We start from the raw sequence: 15998 nt of genomic DNA, 5'->3' as shown, positions 1-15998 counted from the left end.
CGGCCGCGACCAGGCAGTACTCCCGATACTCATTGCGCGCCAAGGAGTCTCGTGCCCGCCGGTCGCCCACCGATGAACGGTGGGTTCACCCGACTCATGTCGGGACCTCCGCGTGGCTATCGGTTCGCCAATCGGTGTGCTGCGTACTCGGGAGGAATTCCAGCGCCACCATGGCCGTGACGACGCCCAGGATCACCACCGGCATCTGGCCGGCGGCGGCGTCGCCGAGCAGCAGCACGACCATGATCACGCTCGTCACCGGCAGGCCGGTCGTCGCGGCCCCGGCGGCCAGGCCGACGGCCAACGCCGAGAGTGGCGTCATCCCAGGGACAATGATCTCGGCGAGGACGCCAAGGGCAGCTCCGAGGAAGACGGCGGGGAACACCGGACCGCCGCGGAAGGTACCGAGACAGACTGCATACGCCACTCCCTTGCACAGCAGCAGTGCCACCAGGGCGCCGGTGGTCCAGGCCCCTGGGTCGGTCGCGAGGGTGGGGAGCGTGGCCTGACCCGACAGCGCCACCTCCATCGGCGAATGCCCGGTGATCACCGCGTACACGCAGGCGCTGACGCCGGCGATGCCGCCCGCGACCACCGTGACCGGCAACGGGTGGGAGGCGGCCAACCGAGCGGTCCGACGTCCGGCGACCTGGGCGCACCAGGTGGCCAGCGCGACCACGGCGGCCAACGGAATCGCCAGCACGACGTCGATGGCCTGCAGCCGGCTCGGCTCGAGTTCGCCGATGGTGAGCGCGCCGATCTCCAGACCCGTCCAGCGGCCCATCCCGGTGAACAGCAGCGCGCCGACTCCACTGGACAGCAGGCAGGGCAGGACGACCAGCATCAGCTGACGGCGACCGAGACCGAGCACCTCGAGGAAGATCACCGCGGCGACCAGCGGATTGCCGAAGATGGCCGAGATCGCGGCCGCCGAGCCGGCCGCGGCAATGATGGTCGCGGTGGTGCCGTTCCTGGCCGTGCGGCTACCACGGACGGCCAGCAGGGCCAGTCCGCTGCCCAACGCGATGAGCGGCGCCTCCGGTCCCACCACCGCTCCGCCCACCAGGCTGGCGGCAGCGGCCAACAGCACGCCGGGTAGTTCGATCGGTGGCATGGCACCGGCGCCGAGGCCCTCCACCGGGGCGTGACCGCCCCGGCCGGGCAGGTGGGTGACGGCCAGCGCCACCAGGGCGCCGGCGATGCCGATGGTCAGGATCGGCCACCAGGCCGGAGGCTCGGCGAAGCCGAGTGCGTGGGGCACCGTCTGCCAGACCACGTGCTCCAGCTGGTGCACGGCCACCAGGAACCCGAACGCGATCAGGGAGAGCGGAACGCCGAGCAGGGCGGTGACGAGCAGCAAGCGCAGGTAGCCGCGGCTGTGCAGGTCGACGCGGTCGCCCTCCCCGGCCGAGTTCACGGACGCGAACAGCGCGAGGTAGTGGACAGTCTCACGTGAACCTCCCCAGCTGGGAATCCGGTGGGAACCAGCATCGGCCACCGGTCCGCCGGATGGCTCACCCATCGCGGGTGACGCGACGAGTCGGCGGCCGCCGCCGGTCATCAGAGGGGTAATCGATTGCTCCTGTTAGGGTTCCGTCAGCCCGACGGTTCCGGACCGAGTCACGTCGAAGGAGTTCTCAATGAGCGAGCGAACATGGGTCCGTTGAGCGATGTCGCGCGGCTGTCGACGGCGAAGACCTGGTCGATCAGCCCGGAGAATTTCGACGGCGCCAAGGGCGGCGGCGGCAGGGCCACCGAGGGCACCGGCAAGGACTGCGCGGCGGAGCTGGGCCGGGGCTGGAAGGTCTCGCCGAGCGTGGAGATCGAGCCGGGGGCGAGCTACGACCTGGCGAACATCGACGGCGCCGGCATCATCACCCACCTCTGGCTCACCACCCACCGGGACAACTGGCGTTCGCTGATCCTGCGCGCCTACTGGGACGGCGCTCAGACACCGGCGATCGAGGTGCCCTACGGCGACTTTTTCGGCAACGGCTGGGGGACCTTCGGGCAGCTCAGCTCGTCGATGATCGCGGCCAACCCCAACGGCGGCTTCAACTCTTACTGGCCGATGCCGTTCACCTCGGGTGCGCGGCTGACGCTGGAGAACCGGTCGGCGCAGACCGTCGTCGTCTATTACCAGATCACCTACGAGACCGGCGGCGACGCCTCGGGACTGGGCTACCTGCACACCCAGTTCCACCGCAGCAACCCGTTGCCCTATCGGGAATGTCATCCGATCGTCGACCGCGTGACCGGACACGGCAAATATGTCGGGACCTACCTCGCCTGGGGCGTCAACAACCCCGGCTGGTGGGGCGAGGGCGAGATCAAGTTCTACACCGACGGCGACCAGGATTTCCCGACCATCTGCGGCACCGGCACCGAGGACTATTTCGGCGGTGCCTGGAACTTCGACGTGCCCGGGCAGGGCTACACCGAGTTCTCGACGCCGTACCTCGGCCTGCACCAGGTGCTCAAACCGGACGGGTTGTACGTCAGCCAGCAGCGGTTCGGCATGTATCGCTGGCACATCGCCGATCCGATCCACTTCCAGCAGGACCTGCGAGTGGAGATCCAGGCGCTCGGCTGGAAGTCCGGCCACCGCTACCGGCCGCTGACGGACGACATCGCCTCGGTCGCGTACTTCTATCTCGATGCCCCGGCGGCGACCCTGCCGGCGTTGCCCGACAACGACTATCTGGAAGTCGGCGGCGCGCCGATGGACCCGGTCGGCTGAGATGACACGGTCCGAGGAAGCAGCGGAGCACCCGTCCATCGCCGGCGTCCGGGCCGCGCTGGCGGCCGGCGGCGTCAGCGACGTCATCCGGGTTTTCGACGCACCGGTGAAGACCGCGGCGGCGGCCGCCGCCGCCCTCGACTGCGAGGTCGGCGCGATCGCGAACTCGCTGGTGTTCGACGCCGACGGCGCCGCGGTGCTGATCCTCACCTCCGGTGCCCATCGGGTCGACACCGCGAAGGTGGCCGCCGCGATCGGGGTCGGCGCCCTCGGCCGGGCGACGCCCGAACTGGTGCGGCGGAGCACCGGTCAGGTGATCGGCGGAGTGTCGCCGGTCGGTCATCCGGCCCCGATTCCCGCTTACCTTGACGCCTGGCTGGCCCGGTACCAGGTGATCTGGGCCGCCGCGGGGCATCCCGACGCGGTGTTCCGCACCACCTTCGACGAGCTTCGGCGACTGACCGACGCGACCGTGATGGACGTCGAATAGCCGTTCGGCCGACCGAGGTCGCTACGGTGTGTTCATGGCACGCGCCGATCACGCCGATCCTGCCCAGCCCGCCGCCCCGAACGGCGCACCTCTGCTGATCCGGCTGCGCGGATTGAGACCGACGCTCTCGCCGGCCGAGGACCGGGTGGCCGAGCAGGTGCTGGCCGACGCCAGGGCCGCCGCCGGGCTCACCATCACCGAGCTGGCCGCTGCGGCGAGCACGTCGGAGACAACCGTGCTCCGGTTCTGCCGTCGACTCGGGCTCACCGGTTACCCGGCGCTGCGGTTGGCGCTGGCCGAGGAATCGGCCCAGCAGCGGATGCGGTCGGCGCCGACCACCGACATCAGCGGCGACGACACGATCGACGACATCATCGCCAAGGTCTCGTTCGCCGATGCCAGCGCGGTCGAGGACACCGCTCAGCAACTGGATCGGGGGAGCCTGACCAGGGCCGCCGAGGCCGTGGCGGCGGCCGGTCGGGTGGAGATCTTCGGCATCGCGGCCAGCTACACGGTCGGCAGCGACCTGCAGCAGAAGCTACACCGGATCGGGGTTTTCACCTCCTGCACGGCGGATCCGCACATCGCGCTGACCGGGGCGGCGCTGTTGCGGGCCGGCGACGTGTCGATCGCCATCTCGCACTCGGGCACCACTGCGGAAACCGTCGAGGTGATCGAACAGGCCGCCGCTTGCGGTGCCACCACGATCGCCATCACCAATTTCCCGATGTCGCGGCTGGCGGCGCGGGCGGACATCACCCTCACCACCGCCGCCCGGGAGACGCCGCTGCGCTCGGGGGCGACCGCCAGCCGGATCGCCGCGCTCACCGTGGTCGACTGCCTGTACATCGCGGTGGCGCAACGCGACCTGGAACGAGTCACCGATGCGGTCGCCCAGACCCGTCGGTCGGTCGCCGGCCATCACCTGACCGGCTGACCACCGGCGCCGGGACCGGCGGTGTCACCGGCGACACACCGACGTAAATGGTTAACGTCGTTGACCTACGCTGCGGAGGAAACTAACGTCTGACGAATGCCAGACGAAGTCGACGTGGACTCGCCCACCGAGGACCGCCTCGCGGACTCCGAGGACATCGACACCCGCTCGACGCTCGGTGTGCTGCAACTGATCAATGCCGAGGACGCGAAGGTCGCCGAGGCGGTGGCTGCCACCCTGCCGCGGATCGCCGAGCTGGTCGACGCCACCGTCGAACGGATGCACCGGGGTGGCCGGGTGCACTACTTCGGGGCCGGCACCTCCGGCCGACTCGCCGTATTGGACGCCGCGGAGTTGTTGCCGACCTTCAACATTCCGCCCGGTCTGGTGATCGCCCACCATGCCGGTGGCCCGAGCGCGCTGGTCACCGCGGCCGAGAACGTCGAGGACAGTGTCGAGCTCGGCCGGGAAGCGGCGGCGGAGCTGACCGCGAACGATGTGGCGATCGGCCTCACCGCCTCCGGCCGCACTCCGTTCGTCGGCGCCGCGCTCACCGTCGCCGGAGAGGTGGGTGCGCTCACCGCGCTGGTCACCTCCAACCCGTCCGCGGAGCTGGCCGCGCTGGCCGAATACCTGATCGCGGTGGACACCGGACCCGAGGTGATCACCGGCTCCACCAGGCTCAAGGCGGGCACCGCACAGAAGATGGTGCTCAACGCGTTCTCCACGGCGGTGATGATCCGGCGGGGCCGGACCTGGTCGAACCTGATGGTCGACATGCGGGCGACCAACGCGAAGCTCCGCGGCCGGGTGGTGCGGATCCTGGTGCAGGCCACCGGCGCGCCGGACCACGTCGCCAGGGCCGCCCTGTCCGCCGCCGACGGCGAATTGAAGCCCGCGCTGCTCGGTCTGCTGGCCGGCATCGAAGGCGACCGGGCCCGCGAGCTGTTGGAGCAGTGCGACGGGTCGGTGGCGGCCGCCATGGCCGGGGCCAACGGGGCCGCCCCCCTGCGGCCGCCGGAGTCCGGACCCGACCCGGCGTACGACACCGGCACGACGAACGAGCCCGGCACGACGAACGGCTCCAGAACGACGGACGATCCCGAGATGACGGACAACACCGAGGAGAAGCGATGAACCGCAACCGGAAGTTCCTGGCCGTCACCGGCCTCGCGGCCGTGCTGGCCGCGGCCTGCTCGCCGGCCAGCAGTTCCGACACCACGAGTTCGGCGGCCGCCGGCGGGGACGCGAGTTCGGCCGCCGGCGGTGGCGATGCGAGTTCGGCCGCCGGCGGTGCCAGTGGCGATCTGACCATCTGGTCATGGCGGGTGGAGGATCAGAAGGCGTACGAGAAGATCTTCGCCACCTACACGGCGTCGCATCCCGGCGTGAAGATCACCGTCAAGACGTTCAAGAGCACGGAGTACAACACCATTCTGGCCACCGGGCTGGCCGGTTCGGACGGCCCGGACATCGCGCAGGTCCGCTCGTACGGTCAGTTGCAGCCGACCATCGAGTCGGGATCGCTGGTGCCGCTGGACGGCAAGGTGGATCTGACCGGCTGGGACGAGAACGTGATCAAGAGCGCCGAAGGCAAGAAGGACGGCAAGCTCTACTCCGTCCCGCTGGCCGTGCAGACGCTGCAGATGTTCTACAACAAAGACCTTTTCAGCAGCGCGGGGATCGAGGCGCCGCCGACCACCTGGGCCGAGTTCACCGACGACATCTCGAAGCTGGCAGCGAAGGGCGTGACGCCGATAGCGGTGGGTGCCAAGGACGGCTGGACGTTGCCGATCGTGCACCAGGTGCTGGCCACCCCGAGATTCGGTGGCACCGCCTTCGAGACGGCGGTGCTGGACGGCAGCAAGACGTTCACCGACAAGGACTTCGTCGCCTCGTTGGACGTGGTGAACGGCCTCAAGGACGCGTTCGGGAAGAACGTGACCGGTGTGGCATACACCGACGCCCAGTCGCTGTTCACCAACGGCGGTGCCGCGATGTTCCCCGGTGGTTCGTTCGAACTCGGCTTCTTCAGCAACCAGAACCCCGACCTGAAGATGGGCGTCTTTCAGGTGCCGGCGCCGGACGGATCGCCGTCCGACACACCGGTAACCCCAGGGTACGCCGACGGCGCCTTCGGCCTGTCCACCAAGTCGAAGAACTCCGAGGCGGGACTGGAACTGCTGAAGTGGATGGCCACCAAGGACTTCGGACAGCAGGTGGTCGACGAGGTCAAGCAGCTGTCGGCGGTACCGGGCGTCACCTACTCGGATCCGTTGCTGCAGCAGATGGCCGACAACTACAAGAACTCGCCGACGCCCTACCTGCTGCTCACCGATTTCCGCTACGGCACGCCCAGTGGTACCGACCTGCTCGGCACCGGGATCCAGCAATTGCTGCTCGGCGACAAGGATTCGGCCGCCGTGGCCAAGGATCTGCAGGACGGTCTGGCCGCATGGTTCAAGCCGGGTTCGTGAGCCAGGCCCTGCGGGTCGGCCGGGACGTTCCTGCCGGGCAGGGACGGCATGCGACGTAGCACCGGGCTGCTGTTCGTCGCGCCGGCCCTGCTGCTGTTCGGGATGTTCCTGCTGTACCCGATGCTGACGGCGTTCTCGTATTCGTTCTTCAGTTGGGGCGGCACCGCTCGCGGCGGCTTCGTCGGGCTGGACAACTTCGTCACGCTGTTCACCAAACCGCCTTTCACCACCCAGGTTCCGCGCGCCCTGCTGCACAACGTGCTGTTCTTCGCCGGGACCATGTTGATCCAGAACACCGTCGGACTCGGCATCGCGTTCCTGCTGTACCGCCGGAACCGGACCCGACGGGCGCTGCAGACCCTGTACGCCATCCCGTACCTGGTGAGCCCGATCGTCATCGGCTACCTGTGGACGCTGCTGCTGTCGCCGAACTTTGGGCCGGTCAACACCCTGCTGGGCAAGATCGGATTGGAGTCGCTGGCCCTGCCCTGGCTCGGCGACCCCGACCTGGCGATCTGGGTGGTGATCGCGATCAGCGTGTGGCAGTGGATCGGGTTCCCGGTGCTGCTCTACGGCGCCGCGCTCGGCGGCATCCCCGAGGAGCTGTCGGAGGCGGCGCGGGTGGACGGCGCCGGGCACTGGGACACCTTCCGGCGGATCACCTTCCCGCTGCTGGTGCCGGCCATCGGCACGGTCAGCGTGCTCACGTTCATCTTCGCGATGGAGGCGTTCGCCTTGCCGTACGCGATCGGCGGATCGATCGGGAACCCGGCCGGAGCCACCGACTTCATGTCGTTGTTGTTCTACCGCACGGCCTTCGACTCCGGTGACCCGAACGCGATCGGGGTCTCGTCAGCCCTGGCCACGTTGCTGTTCATCGTCATCTTCGGCGGTGCGCTGGCCGCCACCTCGGTACTGCGCCGGCACGAACAGAAGATCACCGCATGAGCGCCACCGAGATCCGGACCCGCCCGTCGCCGCCGCCCGTGCGACCGCAGCGCCACCGGTCGGTGACCAAACCGGTCGGCGGCACCATCGGAAGTGTCGCGCTGTGGACCTACGCGATCCTGGCGCTGCTGCCGCTGGTGCTGATGGTCACCAACTCCTTCCGGACGAATGCCGAGCTGGTCACCGACCCGTTGGGTGCGCCCTGGCCGCCCAACGGGCAGAGCTATCGGGTGGCCTGGACCGACGGCAGCATGGCGCGGTACTTCGTCAATTCGCTGATCATCACCTTCGGGGCGGTGCTGGTGTCGACCACGGTCGCCACCATGGCCTCGTATGCGTTGGCCCGGGTGAAGTCGCGCTGGTTCCGCGGGATCGAGGCATTGTTCCTGTCCGGCCTGATGATGCCGATCCATCTGGCCATCCTGCCGATCTTCTACCTGTTCGACGCGCTCGGACTGATCGACAGCCGGCTCGGGCTGATCCTGCTGTACGGCGCCTCCGGTGTGCCCTTCTCCATCTTCGTGATCGCCACTTTCTTCCGGCAGGTGCCGGCCGAACTGGAGGAGGCGGCGGCCCTGGACGGGGCGAACGCCTGGCAGACGTTCGTGCGGATCATGCTGCCGCTGGTCCGGCCCGCGGTGGTGACGGTCGCGGTGTTCCGGTTCGTGCCGATCTGGAACGACTTCCTGTTCCCGCTGGTGTTGTTGCGGGACGAAACGAAATACCCGTTGCCGGTAGGGCTGACGAAGTTCTTCGCCGAGAACTCGGCGAACTACTCCGCGATCTTCGCCGGCCTGGTGATCACCACCATTCCGCTGATCGTGCTGTTCCTGTTGGCCACCAGGCAGATCGTGGCCGGCCTGACCGCGGGCATGAGCAAGTGAACGGTGAACAATAGGCCCATGACGGTGCTGGCTGCGGTGGACGTCGGTGGCTCCGGGATGCGGTCGGTGCTGTCGGTCGATGGCGTGACCGGGCCGGTGCGTACCGATCAAGGGGCTCGGATCGGCGCCGGCGGGCTGGACGTGACGTCGCTGGTGGCCGCGACCGCTGCCGGGTTGCCGGACACCCCGGTCGACGTGCTGGTCTTCGGCGCCCGCGGGATCATGAGCCTGGCCAGCCCGGATGAGGTGCTGCGGCAACTGCTGGACCTCGACGCCCGGCGCACCGTGGTGTGCATCGACGCGGTCACCGCGCTGGTCGGTGCCATCGGATCGGTGCGGCCGGGGGCGGTGGTGGCGGCCGGCGCCGGGGCGATCGCCTTCGGTAGCGACTTCAATCGCCGTTACCGTCGGGTCGATGGCTGGGGCTTCGTGCTCGGCGACAGAGGGTCGGCCGCCGCCATCGGGCTGCGCGGTCTGCAATCCGTCGTCCGGGCCTGCGACAATGGCGCCGCGCTAGCCGATCTTCCGATGGGATCTGCTGCGCTGCAACACTTCGGGCCGCAGGAGCGCTGGCCACAGCAGGTGATGTCCAGAAAGGATGCCACCGAGCTGCTCGCCGGGTTCGCCCCGACCGTCACGGCGGCGGCCGCGACCGATCCGGAGGCGTTGCGGATCTGCCGGGATGCCGGGGCCGAGCTGGCGGACTCGTTGCTGACCGCCGCGACCGGGCTGCCGACGGACGCGCCGCTGAGCTACACCGGCGGCGTGTTCGGCGCCGAGGTGGTGCTCAGCGCCTTTCTGGATGCGGTGGCCGGTGCCGGGCGTGCGGTCAACGGGCCGGCCGGCGACGCACTGGCCGGCGGACTGCTGCTCGCCGAGCGGATGCTGCACGACCCGCTGCCGGCCCGGCCGCCGTTCCTGCTGGTCGGCTGACCCTGCGCGATTCATCCTGGATGCGGCCAGTGGCTCGATATCGGCCGACCGGCGCCGGATGGGTGGACTGGTCGCAGTTGAGCTGTCTTCGCTCAGGAAGCGAGTTCGGCCGACCGGCGCCAGCGGATCCCGGCCTCGATGAACCCGTCGATGTCGCCGTCGAACACCGCGCTCGGGTTTCCCACCTCGTACTCGGTGCGCAGATCCTTGACCATCTGGTACGGGTGCAGCACGTAGGAACGCATCTGGTTGCCCCAGGAGTTGCCGCCGTCCTTGAGCGCGTCCATCGTCGCCTTCTCCTCCTCGCGGCGGCGGACCAGCAGCTTCGCCTGCAGCACGGCCATCGCCGACGCCCGGTTCTGGATCTGCGACCGCTCGTTCTGGCAGGACACCACGATGCCGGTCGGCAGGTGGGTGATCCGGACCGCCGAGTCGGTGGTGTTCACGCCCTGCCCGCCGGGGCCGGAGGAGCGGTAGACGTCCACCCGGATGTCCTTGTCCTCGATCTCGACGTGATCGGAGGTCTCGACCACCGGGACCACCTCGACACCGGCGAACGAGGTCTGCCGTCGACCCTGGTTGTCGAACGGGGAGATCCGGACCAGCCGGTGGGTGCCCTGTTCCACCGACAGGGTGCCGTAGGCGTAGGGCACCTTCACCTGGAAGGTCGCGGACTTCAGGCCGGCCTCTTCCGCGTACGAGGTGTCGTAGACCTCCAGCGGGTACCCGTGCCGCTCGGCCCAGCGGGTGTACATCCGCAGCAGCATCTCGGCGAAGTCGGCGGCGTCCACCCCGCCGGCCTCCGAGCGGATGGTGACGAGCGCCTCGCGCTGGTCGTACTCGCCGGACAACAGCGTGCGGACCTCAAGGGCCTCGACCGCGGCGTTCACCGACGCCAGTTCGGCCTCGGCCTCGGGCAGTGAGCTGGGATCCTCGTCGGCCAGCTCGAAATGCACCTCGAGGTCGTCGATCCGCTGTCGCAGCTCCCGCATCCTCTTGATCTCGGCCTGGGCGTGGGACAGCGCCGAGGTGACCTGCTGTGCCTTCTCCTGGTCGCTCCACAGATCGGGCTTGCTGGCCTGCTCGGACAGGTCGTCGATGGAGGCCTGAAGCGCATCGACATCGATGACCTTCTCGATGCTGGTCATCGTGGCAGACAGTTCTTCGATCTGGGTGGCGACGTCGGGATTCACAACAGCCCAGGCTACCGGGTCGGGCGGGGCCGCCGACCACACCGCCGCCCACCCGAGCCGGTGAACCGGCGCCGGGCGGTGGTGTCGGGGTGTGATAGACGTGCCGGATGACGAATTCCGGACGGGTCGTGGTAGTCGGCAGCCTCAATGAGGACCTACGGGTGCGGACGCCGTCGGTGCCGGCCGCGGGGGAGACGGTGCTCGGCGGCCCGCACGACTGGGGCCTCGGCGGCAAGGGGTCCAACCAGGCCATCGCCGCGGCCAGGTTCGGCGCCGACGTGGCGATGATCGGCCGGCTCGGCGACGATGCCGGCGGCGGCAAGATCCGTGCCGCGTTCGCCGACGAGGGCATCGACGGCGCGCTGCTCGGGACCAGCGACGACGCGGCCACCGGGCTGGCCCTGATCATCCTGGAGCCGTCGGGGGAGAACCGGATCATCGTCAGCTCGGGGGCGAATCTGCAGGTGTCGCCGGTCGATGTGACCGCGGGCGACGACGTGGTGGCGGCGGCCGCGGTGCTGCTGGCGCAGTTGGAGATCCCGCTGCCGGCGGTGCAGGCGGCGTTCGACGCAGCGTCCGGGATCACCGTGCTGAATGCGGCGCCCGCGCGGGCGCTGCCGGCCGAGCTGCTGGCGGCCACCGCGGTGCTGGTGGTGAACGAGGTCGAGCTGGCGATGATCGCCGGGCTGTCCGGTGCCCGGGAGGTGGCCGACGCCGACGCGATCGTGGCGGCGGTCCGCACGATCGACGGGCCGGCGGCGGTGATCGTCACCCGCGGCGCCGCGGGTGCGCTGCTGGTGGACGGGGTTGATGTGACCGAGTTCCCGGCGCCGAAGGTCGACGCGATCGACACCACCGGCGCCGGCGACTGCTTCTGCGGGGTGTTCGCCGCTGCCCTGGCCGAGGGGATGACGCGGGCCGATGCGGCGGCGGTGGCGGTGAAGGCGGCATCGCTGGCGGCCTCTCGTCAGGGCGCCGCCGAAGGCATGCCGCGGCGGGCCGAGATCGACGGCTGACGCCACAGCGCCATCGAGCCAACCGGGCGGGTTCCTCAGGGGCCTTCCCGGAATTCGCCGACATGCAGGGTGTAGACGCCCGTCACCGTATTGCCGGAGCCGGTGAGCACCGTTGGTACGCCGGGCAGCGAGATCACCGTGGTGACGCAGATGTCGACCGACGCGCCCGCCGCCAGCGGCGGCGGTGTCTGGACACCGTCGGCGCAGGAGCCGCCGGGATCGACGAACGTGATGGTCACCGCGTCGCCGGGGACACGCTGATCGGCGAGCGCGATCGCGGCCGCCTCGCGTGCCTGGGACAGGCCGATGTCGATGGTGGGCGCGGTGTCCAACAGCCGGCCGGCGTCCCTGGCAGCCTGGGTCACAGCGAAGGTGGCGGCCTGAACGCGGACCACGGCGATCAGGATGTAGACGGTGGGGATCAACAGCAGCACGGCCAGGAAGATCACCTCGATGGTGGCCCGCCCGTCATCCCGGCCAGTGGCCGTGCCATCAGCCCGGTCGGTGCCGCGGACGTCATCCTGGTCGCCGACCTGGTCCGGGCGGGCCCGGGCGGCCACCGCCGTCACGGCAGTTCCCGGGCGCTGTGCCCGCTCCCGGTGATGTCGGGCAGCACCCCGTCGAGCAGCGAAACGATCCCCGGCGCCTTCATCGTGCAGGTCACGCCGACCAGGCGGCCTTCGGCGGAATTGGTGCACACCAACGAGTTCGACGTCGAACCGACAACACCGTCGCCGAGTAGTTCGGCAACCTTCGCGGCTGCCTGGTCTGGCCGGATGTCGGCGTTGGCGACGTACCGCGCGGCGTCGGCCGCGGCCGAGGTCAGGATGGTGCGCGAATACACCCACAGCCCCAGCGAGACCAGGGCCAGGAAGAGCATCATCAACAGCACCGTGACCATGGCGAACTCCGCCACCGACGACCCGCGATCGGACCCGGTGGCGCGGCGCTGCCCGGCGACGACCGGACCTACTTCGTCTTGCCCGAGTCGTTCACCTTGTCGAAGGCGCTCTTCACCGCATTGAGTACCTGTTCGCGGAATACCGCGAGCAGCGCGATCACCACGATCGCCGTCATCACCGTGATCATCACCCAACCTGGCACGTCGCCGCGGTCCGATTTCTCGTCGTCCGTCGATTCCGGCGGACCGAAGGCGGCGCGAATGACGACGGACAACGCCGCCAACGCTGAATAGGTAAGTCTGTCGATCATGATCATTTCCTCCTGCGGTGGGGGACGGCGTTGAGCGTTTCGTATCGGTGGCCCGGCCGGCCATTCGGCCAGGTGGGCAGGTCTCTCGGGTCGGTAGACAAATACCAGAACCGGCCGAAAGATGTCGAATTCCGAAGTGGGTCACTGGGCCACCGACGTGAGAGCCATCAGCCCTGGATACATCGCGAATGCAATGGTGATCGGCAGAACAATGAAAACTACCGGAACCATCATGGCGATTTCCTTGCGGCCGCCGGATTCCAGAAGCTGACGTTTGCCCAGTGCGCGCACGTCGGCCGCCTGGGCGCGCAAGACGTCGGCCAGCGGGGTGCCGCGTTCGATGGCCACCGCCATGCCGTCGAGGAATCTGGCCAACGGCTCCAGCCGGGTCCGGTCACGGAGGTTGGTCAGGGCTTCCAGCAGCGGCGTGCCCGCCCTGGTCTCGGCCAGCAGCCCGGCGAGCTGCGAGACCAACTGCCCGTTCGCCAGTCGGCTGACCCGATCGATGGCACCGATCGGGCCCTCGCCGGCGGTCACCGCCAGCGCCAGCATCTCGGCGATCACCGGGAACTCGATCAGCATCTCGGCATCGCGTTTGGCGACGGCCTGGCTGAGCCACCAGTCCCGACCGAGGACCCCACCCGTCGCGCAGGCGAGCACCAGCACCACCAGGATCGCCGGGTTCGACTGGCCGGTGACCACCGCGAGCAGCCCGATCAGTAACCCGACTCCGGCGCCTATCGCGCCCCACAGCACCTGTTCGGTGCGGAACTGGTCCACCGTCATCGGTGAATCAAGGGCGGCCAGCCGCCGCCGGACCGTCGCCTGTCCGCCGACCACCTTGTCCAGGAAGGTCACCGCGTCCTTGAGCAGCGGACCGGCGAGTCGGCCGAGGGTCGAGCTCTTGCGGTCCGGGCCGGAGTTGAGCAGCCGGGACGGCACGTCGGACTCCGTCAGGTACGGCGCGACCCGGTCGGCCAGCGAGCGCCGCCGCAACGGGGGTGACGACAGCACCGCCAGCAGCAGGCCGACCGCGGCGACGGCGCCGAGCAGCGCCCCGATCAGCGATTCGGTGCTCACCTGGCCGCCTGCCGCTCGATCACCGCAGCACCCGCCGATCTTCCGGCAACCGGCCGATCCGGAGCATCAGTCGGTAGGCGCCGATCGACAGCGCGGCACCGACCAGCAGGATCGCCGTACCCGTCGGGGTGTCGTAGGCGTCGAGGGTCTCGTTCTGGGTGGCCAGCAGCACCAGGACCAGCCATGGTGCGCAGACCGCCATTCGTGCCGCATTGACCGACCACGACTGGCGGGCCATCAACTCGGCCCTGGTGCGCGCGTCGTCGCGAAGGAACGACGACAGGGTCGTCAGCAGCCGGCCCAGGTCGGTACCTCCGACCTCCCTGGCCACCCGGAGCGACTCGCAAACCCGGTCGCCGACCGGGTCGGCGAGCGCGGCCTTGAGCCGGTTGAGGGAATCGTTGAAATGTCCGGTGGTGCGGTAGTCACTGCCGAACCGGCGGAAGGCCTCGCGCATCGCCTCCGGTCCCCGGGCACCGATGGCCGTCAAGGCCTCGGGGAGCGATAACCCGGCGCGCACGCCGGAGGTCAGGTTGTCGACCACCTCCGGCCACAATTCGCGCAGATCGGCCTGCCGTTTACGGCGCAGCCGGGTGACCAGCAGCCGGGGCACAGCGGCCGCGAACAGCGCGAAGATCACCGACACCGAGATGGATTGGGTGAGCACCAGGGTCGCGGTGGCGGCCAACAGCGCACAGACCAGCTGGCTGGCCAGCAACTGGGCCGGGCTGATGTTGCTCAGGCCGGCCTGGGCGAGCTGCTCGCGGGTGTGTTCGGCGAACCGACGGGTCCGGGCCGGGCGGGCCGGGGAGGTGAAGCCCTGCCAGATCAACAGCAGGCCGAGGCCACCGAAGAGCCCGACGACAGCGCCCATCCGTGCCCCCTCCCGACCATTTGCCCCTGGCAACCTAACGCAGTCGTCGTGGTCGGCCCAAGGCGTTCACCCCATTGTGGATAAAGCTGGGGATGCAGGGACTGTCGGTGATGATGCGACCGATGAGCTGTTCGCGCGGGGATGGCTATTGCCGCGGCGACGAGCCGTCCAGCGAGATGATGAACCGGGTGCCGCCGGGCGGACGATCGGTCCCGTGCGCTGCACTCCGGTCGTCCTCGCGTCGGTTCCTGGCGACCTTGTTACCGGCCGCCGGGCTCCGGGATCCGGTGAGCGCCGGGAGCGCGAAGGTCCATCGTCCGTCACCGCCGAACTGGCTGCCGAGCAACGCGAACAGCGTCCGGTGGTCGTTGATCTGCAGGACCCGGCCGTCGCACAGTGCCCACCCGGCGGGCGCCGTCTCACCGACGAACTCCCGGATCTCACCGACGAACGGCTCTCTCATGGCGGTCTGATCCGGCTCGGCGAACTGATCCGGTTCGCTCAACACGCCCATTCCAACTCGAAATGGGTGTCGGTCTCGGCGACCACCTCGAGGCCGCTGCGGAGGTAGAGCGCCAGCGTGCGGTTGTCCTTGGCCAGCGCACCGCGAATGTTCAGCTGATGGGCGGTGGCCTCCTCGATGAGGTCGGTCAGTACCGCGCCACCGACGCCCTGGTTACGGAAGCCGGTCAGCAGGCCGAGGTCGAGGATTCGCAGGTTGTCGCCGCGGATGGCCAGGGTGAGGCGGCCGGCCGGGACGCCGTGCATCTCGATGATCTGGTCGACAGCGTCGGGCCAGTTCTGCTGACGATCCATCCGGTGAGCTCGGAACTGGGCGTCCAGCAACGCCGCCGCCAGTGAGATCGGCAGCGAGGCGAACGTCGGCGACGCGCATTCGGTGAAGATCGCCCGCAACAGATCATGGTCGTACCTGGTGGCCATCCGTCGCCGGATGGCCGGGTTGCTCGACAGCTGCTTGGGATCGGTCGGCAGCGGACCGGGTCGCACTGCGGGCTCGCTGACTGTGTGTAGCCAGACAGTGTCCTCGTCCGGGCGATCGGCGTCCAGGTCCCCCATCGGCTCATCGACCCGATGTTCCTCCGTCGCCCGGTGTGCACTGCGCAGCGAGGGGTGGTCCGGCGCGTGCTCGGACAACCACCCGGATGCCCTCTCGGTCAGTCGCGTGGCGAACTGATCAGACTGCATGGTGCCCC

At 69.2% G+C, this 15998-nt stretch carries 18 protein-coding genes; 9 read left to right on the top strand and 9 right to left on the bottom strand.

Features of this window, described 5'->3' with window-relative positions; translation table 11 throughout:
• Positions 1–94: 94 nt before the first annotated feature.
• Complete coding sequence (locus K340_RS27045) at positions 95–1522, bottom strand: chloride channel protein (RefSeq protein ID WP_084613996.1); 1428 nt, start codon at positions 1520–1522, stop codon at positions 95–97.
• Between the two features lie 132 nt (positions 1523–1654).
• On the opposite strand from K340_RS27045, the gene K340_RS0102740 reads away from it, so the two are divergent.
• The 8 genes from K340_RS0102740 (at position 1655) to K340_RS0102705 (ending at position 9409) form a co-directional block, all read left to right on the top strand.
• Complete coding sequence (locus tag K340_RS0102740) at positions 1655–2740, top strand: glycoside hydrolase family 172 protein (RefSeq protein WP_029135573.1); 1086 nt, start codon at positions 1655–1657, stop codon at positions 2738–2740.
• A gap of 1 nt (position 2741) precedes the next feature.
• Positions 2742–3230, top strand: coding sequence for a YbaK/EbsC family protein (locus tag K340_RS0102735; protein WP_029135572.1), 489 nt, complete (start codon positions 2742–2744; stop codon positions 3228–3230).
• Between the two features lie 34 nt (positions 3231–3264).
• Complete coding sequence (locus K340_RS0102730; protein WP_029135571.1) at positions 3265–4167, top strand: MurR/RpiR family transcriptional regulator; 903 nt, start codon at positions 3265–3267, stop codon at positions 4165–4167.
• A 96-nt stretch (positions 4168–4263) separates the two neighbouring features.
• Positions 4264–5304 carry an N-acetylmuramic acid 6-phosphate etherase gene (locus K340_RS27040; RefSeq protein ID WP_084613941.1) on the top strand — a complete coding sequence of 347 codons (1041 nt, stop codon included), beginning with the start codon at positions 4264–4266 and terminating at the stop codon, positions 5302–5304.
• A complete protein-coding gene (locus tag K340_RS0102720) occupies positions 5301–6644 on the top strand; it encodes an extracellular solute-binding protein (protein ID WP_029135570.1) in 1344 nt (447 codons plus the stop codon). The genes K340_RS27040 and K340_RS0102720 overlap by 4 nt, the downstream gene beginning before the upstream one ends.
• A 48-nt stretch (positions 6645–6692) precedes the next feature.
• Entirely contained in the window at positions 6693–7592 is a 900-nt protein-coding gene (locus K340_RS0102715) for a carbohydrate ABC transporter permease (RefSeq protein ID WP_029135569.1), read from the top strand.
• Positions 7589–8476 (top strand): carbohydrate ABC transporter permease, encoded by an 888-nt coding sequence (locus K340_RS0102710; RefSeq protein WP_051264865.1) that lies wholly within the window; start codon positions 7589–7591, stop codon positions 8474–8476. Before K340_RS0102715 ends, K340_RS0102710 begins: the two co-directional genes overlap by 4 nt.
• A gap of 18 nt (positions 8477–8494) precedes the next feature.
• Positions 8495–9409 carry a BadF/BadG/BcrA/BcrD ATPase family protein gene (locus tag K340_RS0102705; protein WP_029135567.1) on the top strand — a complete coding sequence of 305 codons (915 nt, stop codon included), beginning with the start codon at positions 8495–8497 and terminating at the stop codon, positions 9407–9409.
• A gap of 92 nt (positions 9410–9501) precedes the next feature.
• On the opposite strand, the gene prfB is transcribed toward K340_RS0102705, so the two are convergent.
• On the bottom strand, positions 9502–10602 hold the full coding sequence (prfB, locus tag K340_RS0102700) for a peptide chain release factor 2 (protein WP_029135566.1): 1101 nt from the start codon (positions 10600–10602) through the stop codon (positions 9502–9504).
• A 107-nt stretch (positions 10603–10709) separates the two neighbouring features.
• Between prfB and K340_RS0102695 the strand changes: the two genes are divergently transcribed.
• Positions 10710–11618, top strand: a complete 909-nt coding sequence (locus tag K340_RS0102695; protein ID WP_029135565.1) for a ribokinase — start codon at positions 10710–10712, stop codon at positions 11616–11618.
• Between the two features lie 35 nt (positions 11619–11653).
• Here the strand turns inward: K340_RS0102695 and K340_RS0102690 are convergent, their stop codons facing one another.
• From K340_RS0102690 to K340_RS27030, 7 genes are all read right to left on the bottom strand, one after another.
• Positions 11654–12187, bottom strand: coding sequence for a hypothetical protein (locus K340_RS0102690; RefSeq protein WP_051264863.1), 534 nt, complete (start codon positions 12185–12187; stop codon positions 11654–11656).
• The gene (locus tag K340_RS0102685) at positions 12184–12534 is read right to left on the bottom strand and encodes a TadE family protein (protein WP_029135563.1); all 351 of its coding nucleotides are present in this window, start codon (positions 12532–12534) and stop codon (positions 12184–12186) included. The genes K340_RS0102690 and K340_RS0102685 overlap by 4 nt, the downstream gene beginning before the upstream one ends.
• Before the next feature lie 53 nt (positions 12535–12587).
• A complete protein-coding gene (locus tag K340_RS0102680; protein ID WP_029135562.1) occupies positions 12588–12830 on the bottom strand; it encodes a hypothetical protein in 243 nt (80 codons plus the stop codon).
• A 141-nt stretch (positions 12831–12971) separates the two neighbouring features.
• Complete coding sequence (locus tag K340_RS0102675; RefSeq protein WP_029135561.1) at positions 12972–13910, bottom strand: type II secretion system F family protein; 939 nt, start codon at positions 13908–13910, stop codon at positions 12972–12974.
• 19 nt (positions 13911–13929) lie between these two features.
• The gene (locus tag K340_RS0102670) at positions 13930–14784 is read right to left on the bottom strand and encodes a type II secretion system F family protein (RefSeq protein WP_029135560.1); all 855 of its coding nucleotides are present in this window, start codon (positions 14782–14784) and stop codon (positions 13930–13932) included.
• A 145-nt stretch (positions 14785–14929) separates the two neighbouring features.
• Positions 14930–15247 carry a phage tail protein gene (locus tag K340_RS33770; RefSeq protein ID WP_084613995.1) on the bottom strand — a complete coding sequence of 106 codons (318 nt, stop codon included), beginning with the start codon at positions 15245–15247 and terminating at the stop codon, positions 14930–14932.
• A gap of 38 nt (positions 15248–15285) precedes the next feature.
• Complete coding sequence (locus K340_RS27030) at positions 15286–15990, bottom strand: GNAT family N-acetyltransferase (RefSeq protein WP_037362241.1); 705 nt, start codon at positions 15988–15990, stop codon at positions 15286–15288.
• Between the last annotated feature and the right edge of the window lie 8 nt (positions 15991–15998).

Source organism: Nakamurella lactea DSM 19367 (genome assembly GCF_000426645.1).
Classification (GTDB): domain Bacteria; phylum Actinomycetota; class Actinomycetes; order Mycobacteriales; family Nakamurellaceae; genus Nakamurella; species Nakamurella lactea.
The sequence above is the reverse complement of the archived record's forward strand: the minus strand, read 5'-3'. Positions and strand labels throughout refer to the sequence as shown.

Coding starts and splice junctions, on each gene's coding strand:
- K340_RS0102715 (WP_029135569.1), top strand. CDS start 6,693: ATGCGACGTAGCACCGGGCTGCTGTTCGTCGCGCCGGCCCTGCTGCTG.
- K340_RS0102710 (WP_051264865.1), top strand. CDS start 7,589: ATGAGCGCCACCGAGATCCGGACCCGCCCGTCGCCGCCGCCCGTGCGA.
- K340_RS0102735 (WP_029135572.1), top strand. CDS start 2,742: ATGACACGGTCCGAGGAAGCAGCGGAGCACCCGTCCATCGCCGGCGTC.
- K340_RS27030 (WP_037362241.1), bottom strand. CDS start 15,990: ATGCAGTCTGATCAGTTCGCCACGCGACTGACCGAGAGGGCATCCGGG.
- K340_RS0102730 (WP_029135571.1), top strand. CDS start 3,265: ATGGCACGCGCCGATCACGCCGATCCTGCCCAGCCCGCCGCCCCGAAC.
- K340_RS0102740 (WP_029135573.1), top strand. CDS start 1,655: ATGGGTCCGTTGAGCGATGTCGCGCGGCTGTCGACGGCGAAGACCTGG.
- K340_RS0102670 (WP_029135560.1), bottom strand. CDS start 14,784: ATGGGCGCTGTCGTCGGGCTCTTCGGTGGCCTCGGCCTGCTGTTGATC.
- K340_RS27040 (WP_084613941.1), top strand. CDS start 4,264: ATGCCAGACGAAGTCGACGTGGACTCGCCCACCGAGGACCGCCTCGCG.
- K340_RS0102695 (WP_029135565.1), top strand. CDS start 10,710: ATGACGAATTCCGGACGGGTCGTGGTAGTCGGCAGCCTCAATGAGGAC.
- K340_RS27045 (WP_084613996.1), bottom strand. CDS start 1,522: ATGGGTGAGCCATCCGGCGGACCGGTGGCCGATGCTGGTTCCCACCGG.
- K340_RS33770 (WP_084613995.1), bottom strand. CDS start 15,247: ATGAGAGAGCCGTTCGTCGGTGAGATCCGGGAGTTCGTCGGTGAGACG.
- K340_RS0102680 (WP_029135562.1), bottom strand. CDS start 12,830: ATGATCGACAGACTTACCTATTCAGCGTTGGCGGCGTTGTCCGTCGTC.
- K340_RS0102720 (WP_029135570.1), top strand. CDS start 5,301: ATGAACCGCAACCGGAAGTTCCTGGCCGTCACCGGCCTCGCGGCCGTG.
- K340_RS0102705 (WP_029135567.1), top strand. CDS start 8,495: ATGACGGTGCTGGCTGCGGTGGACGTCGGTGGCTCCGGGATGCGGTCG.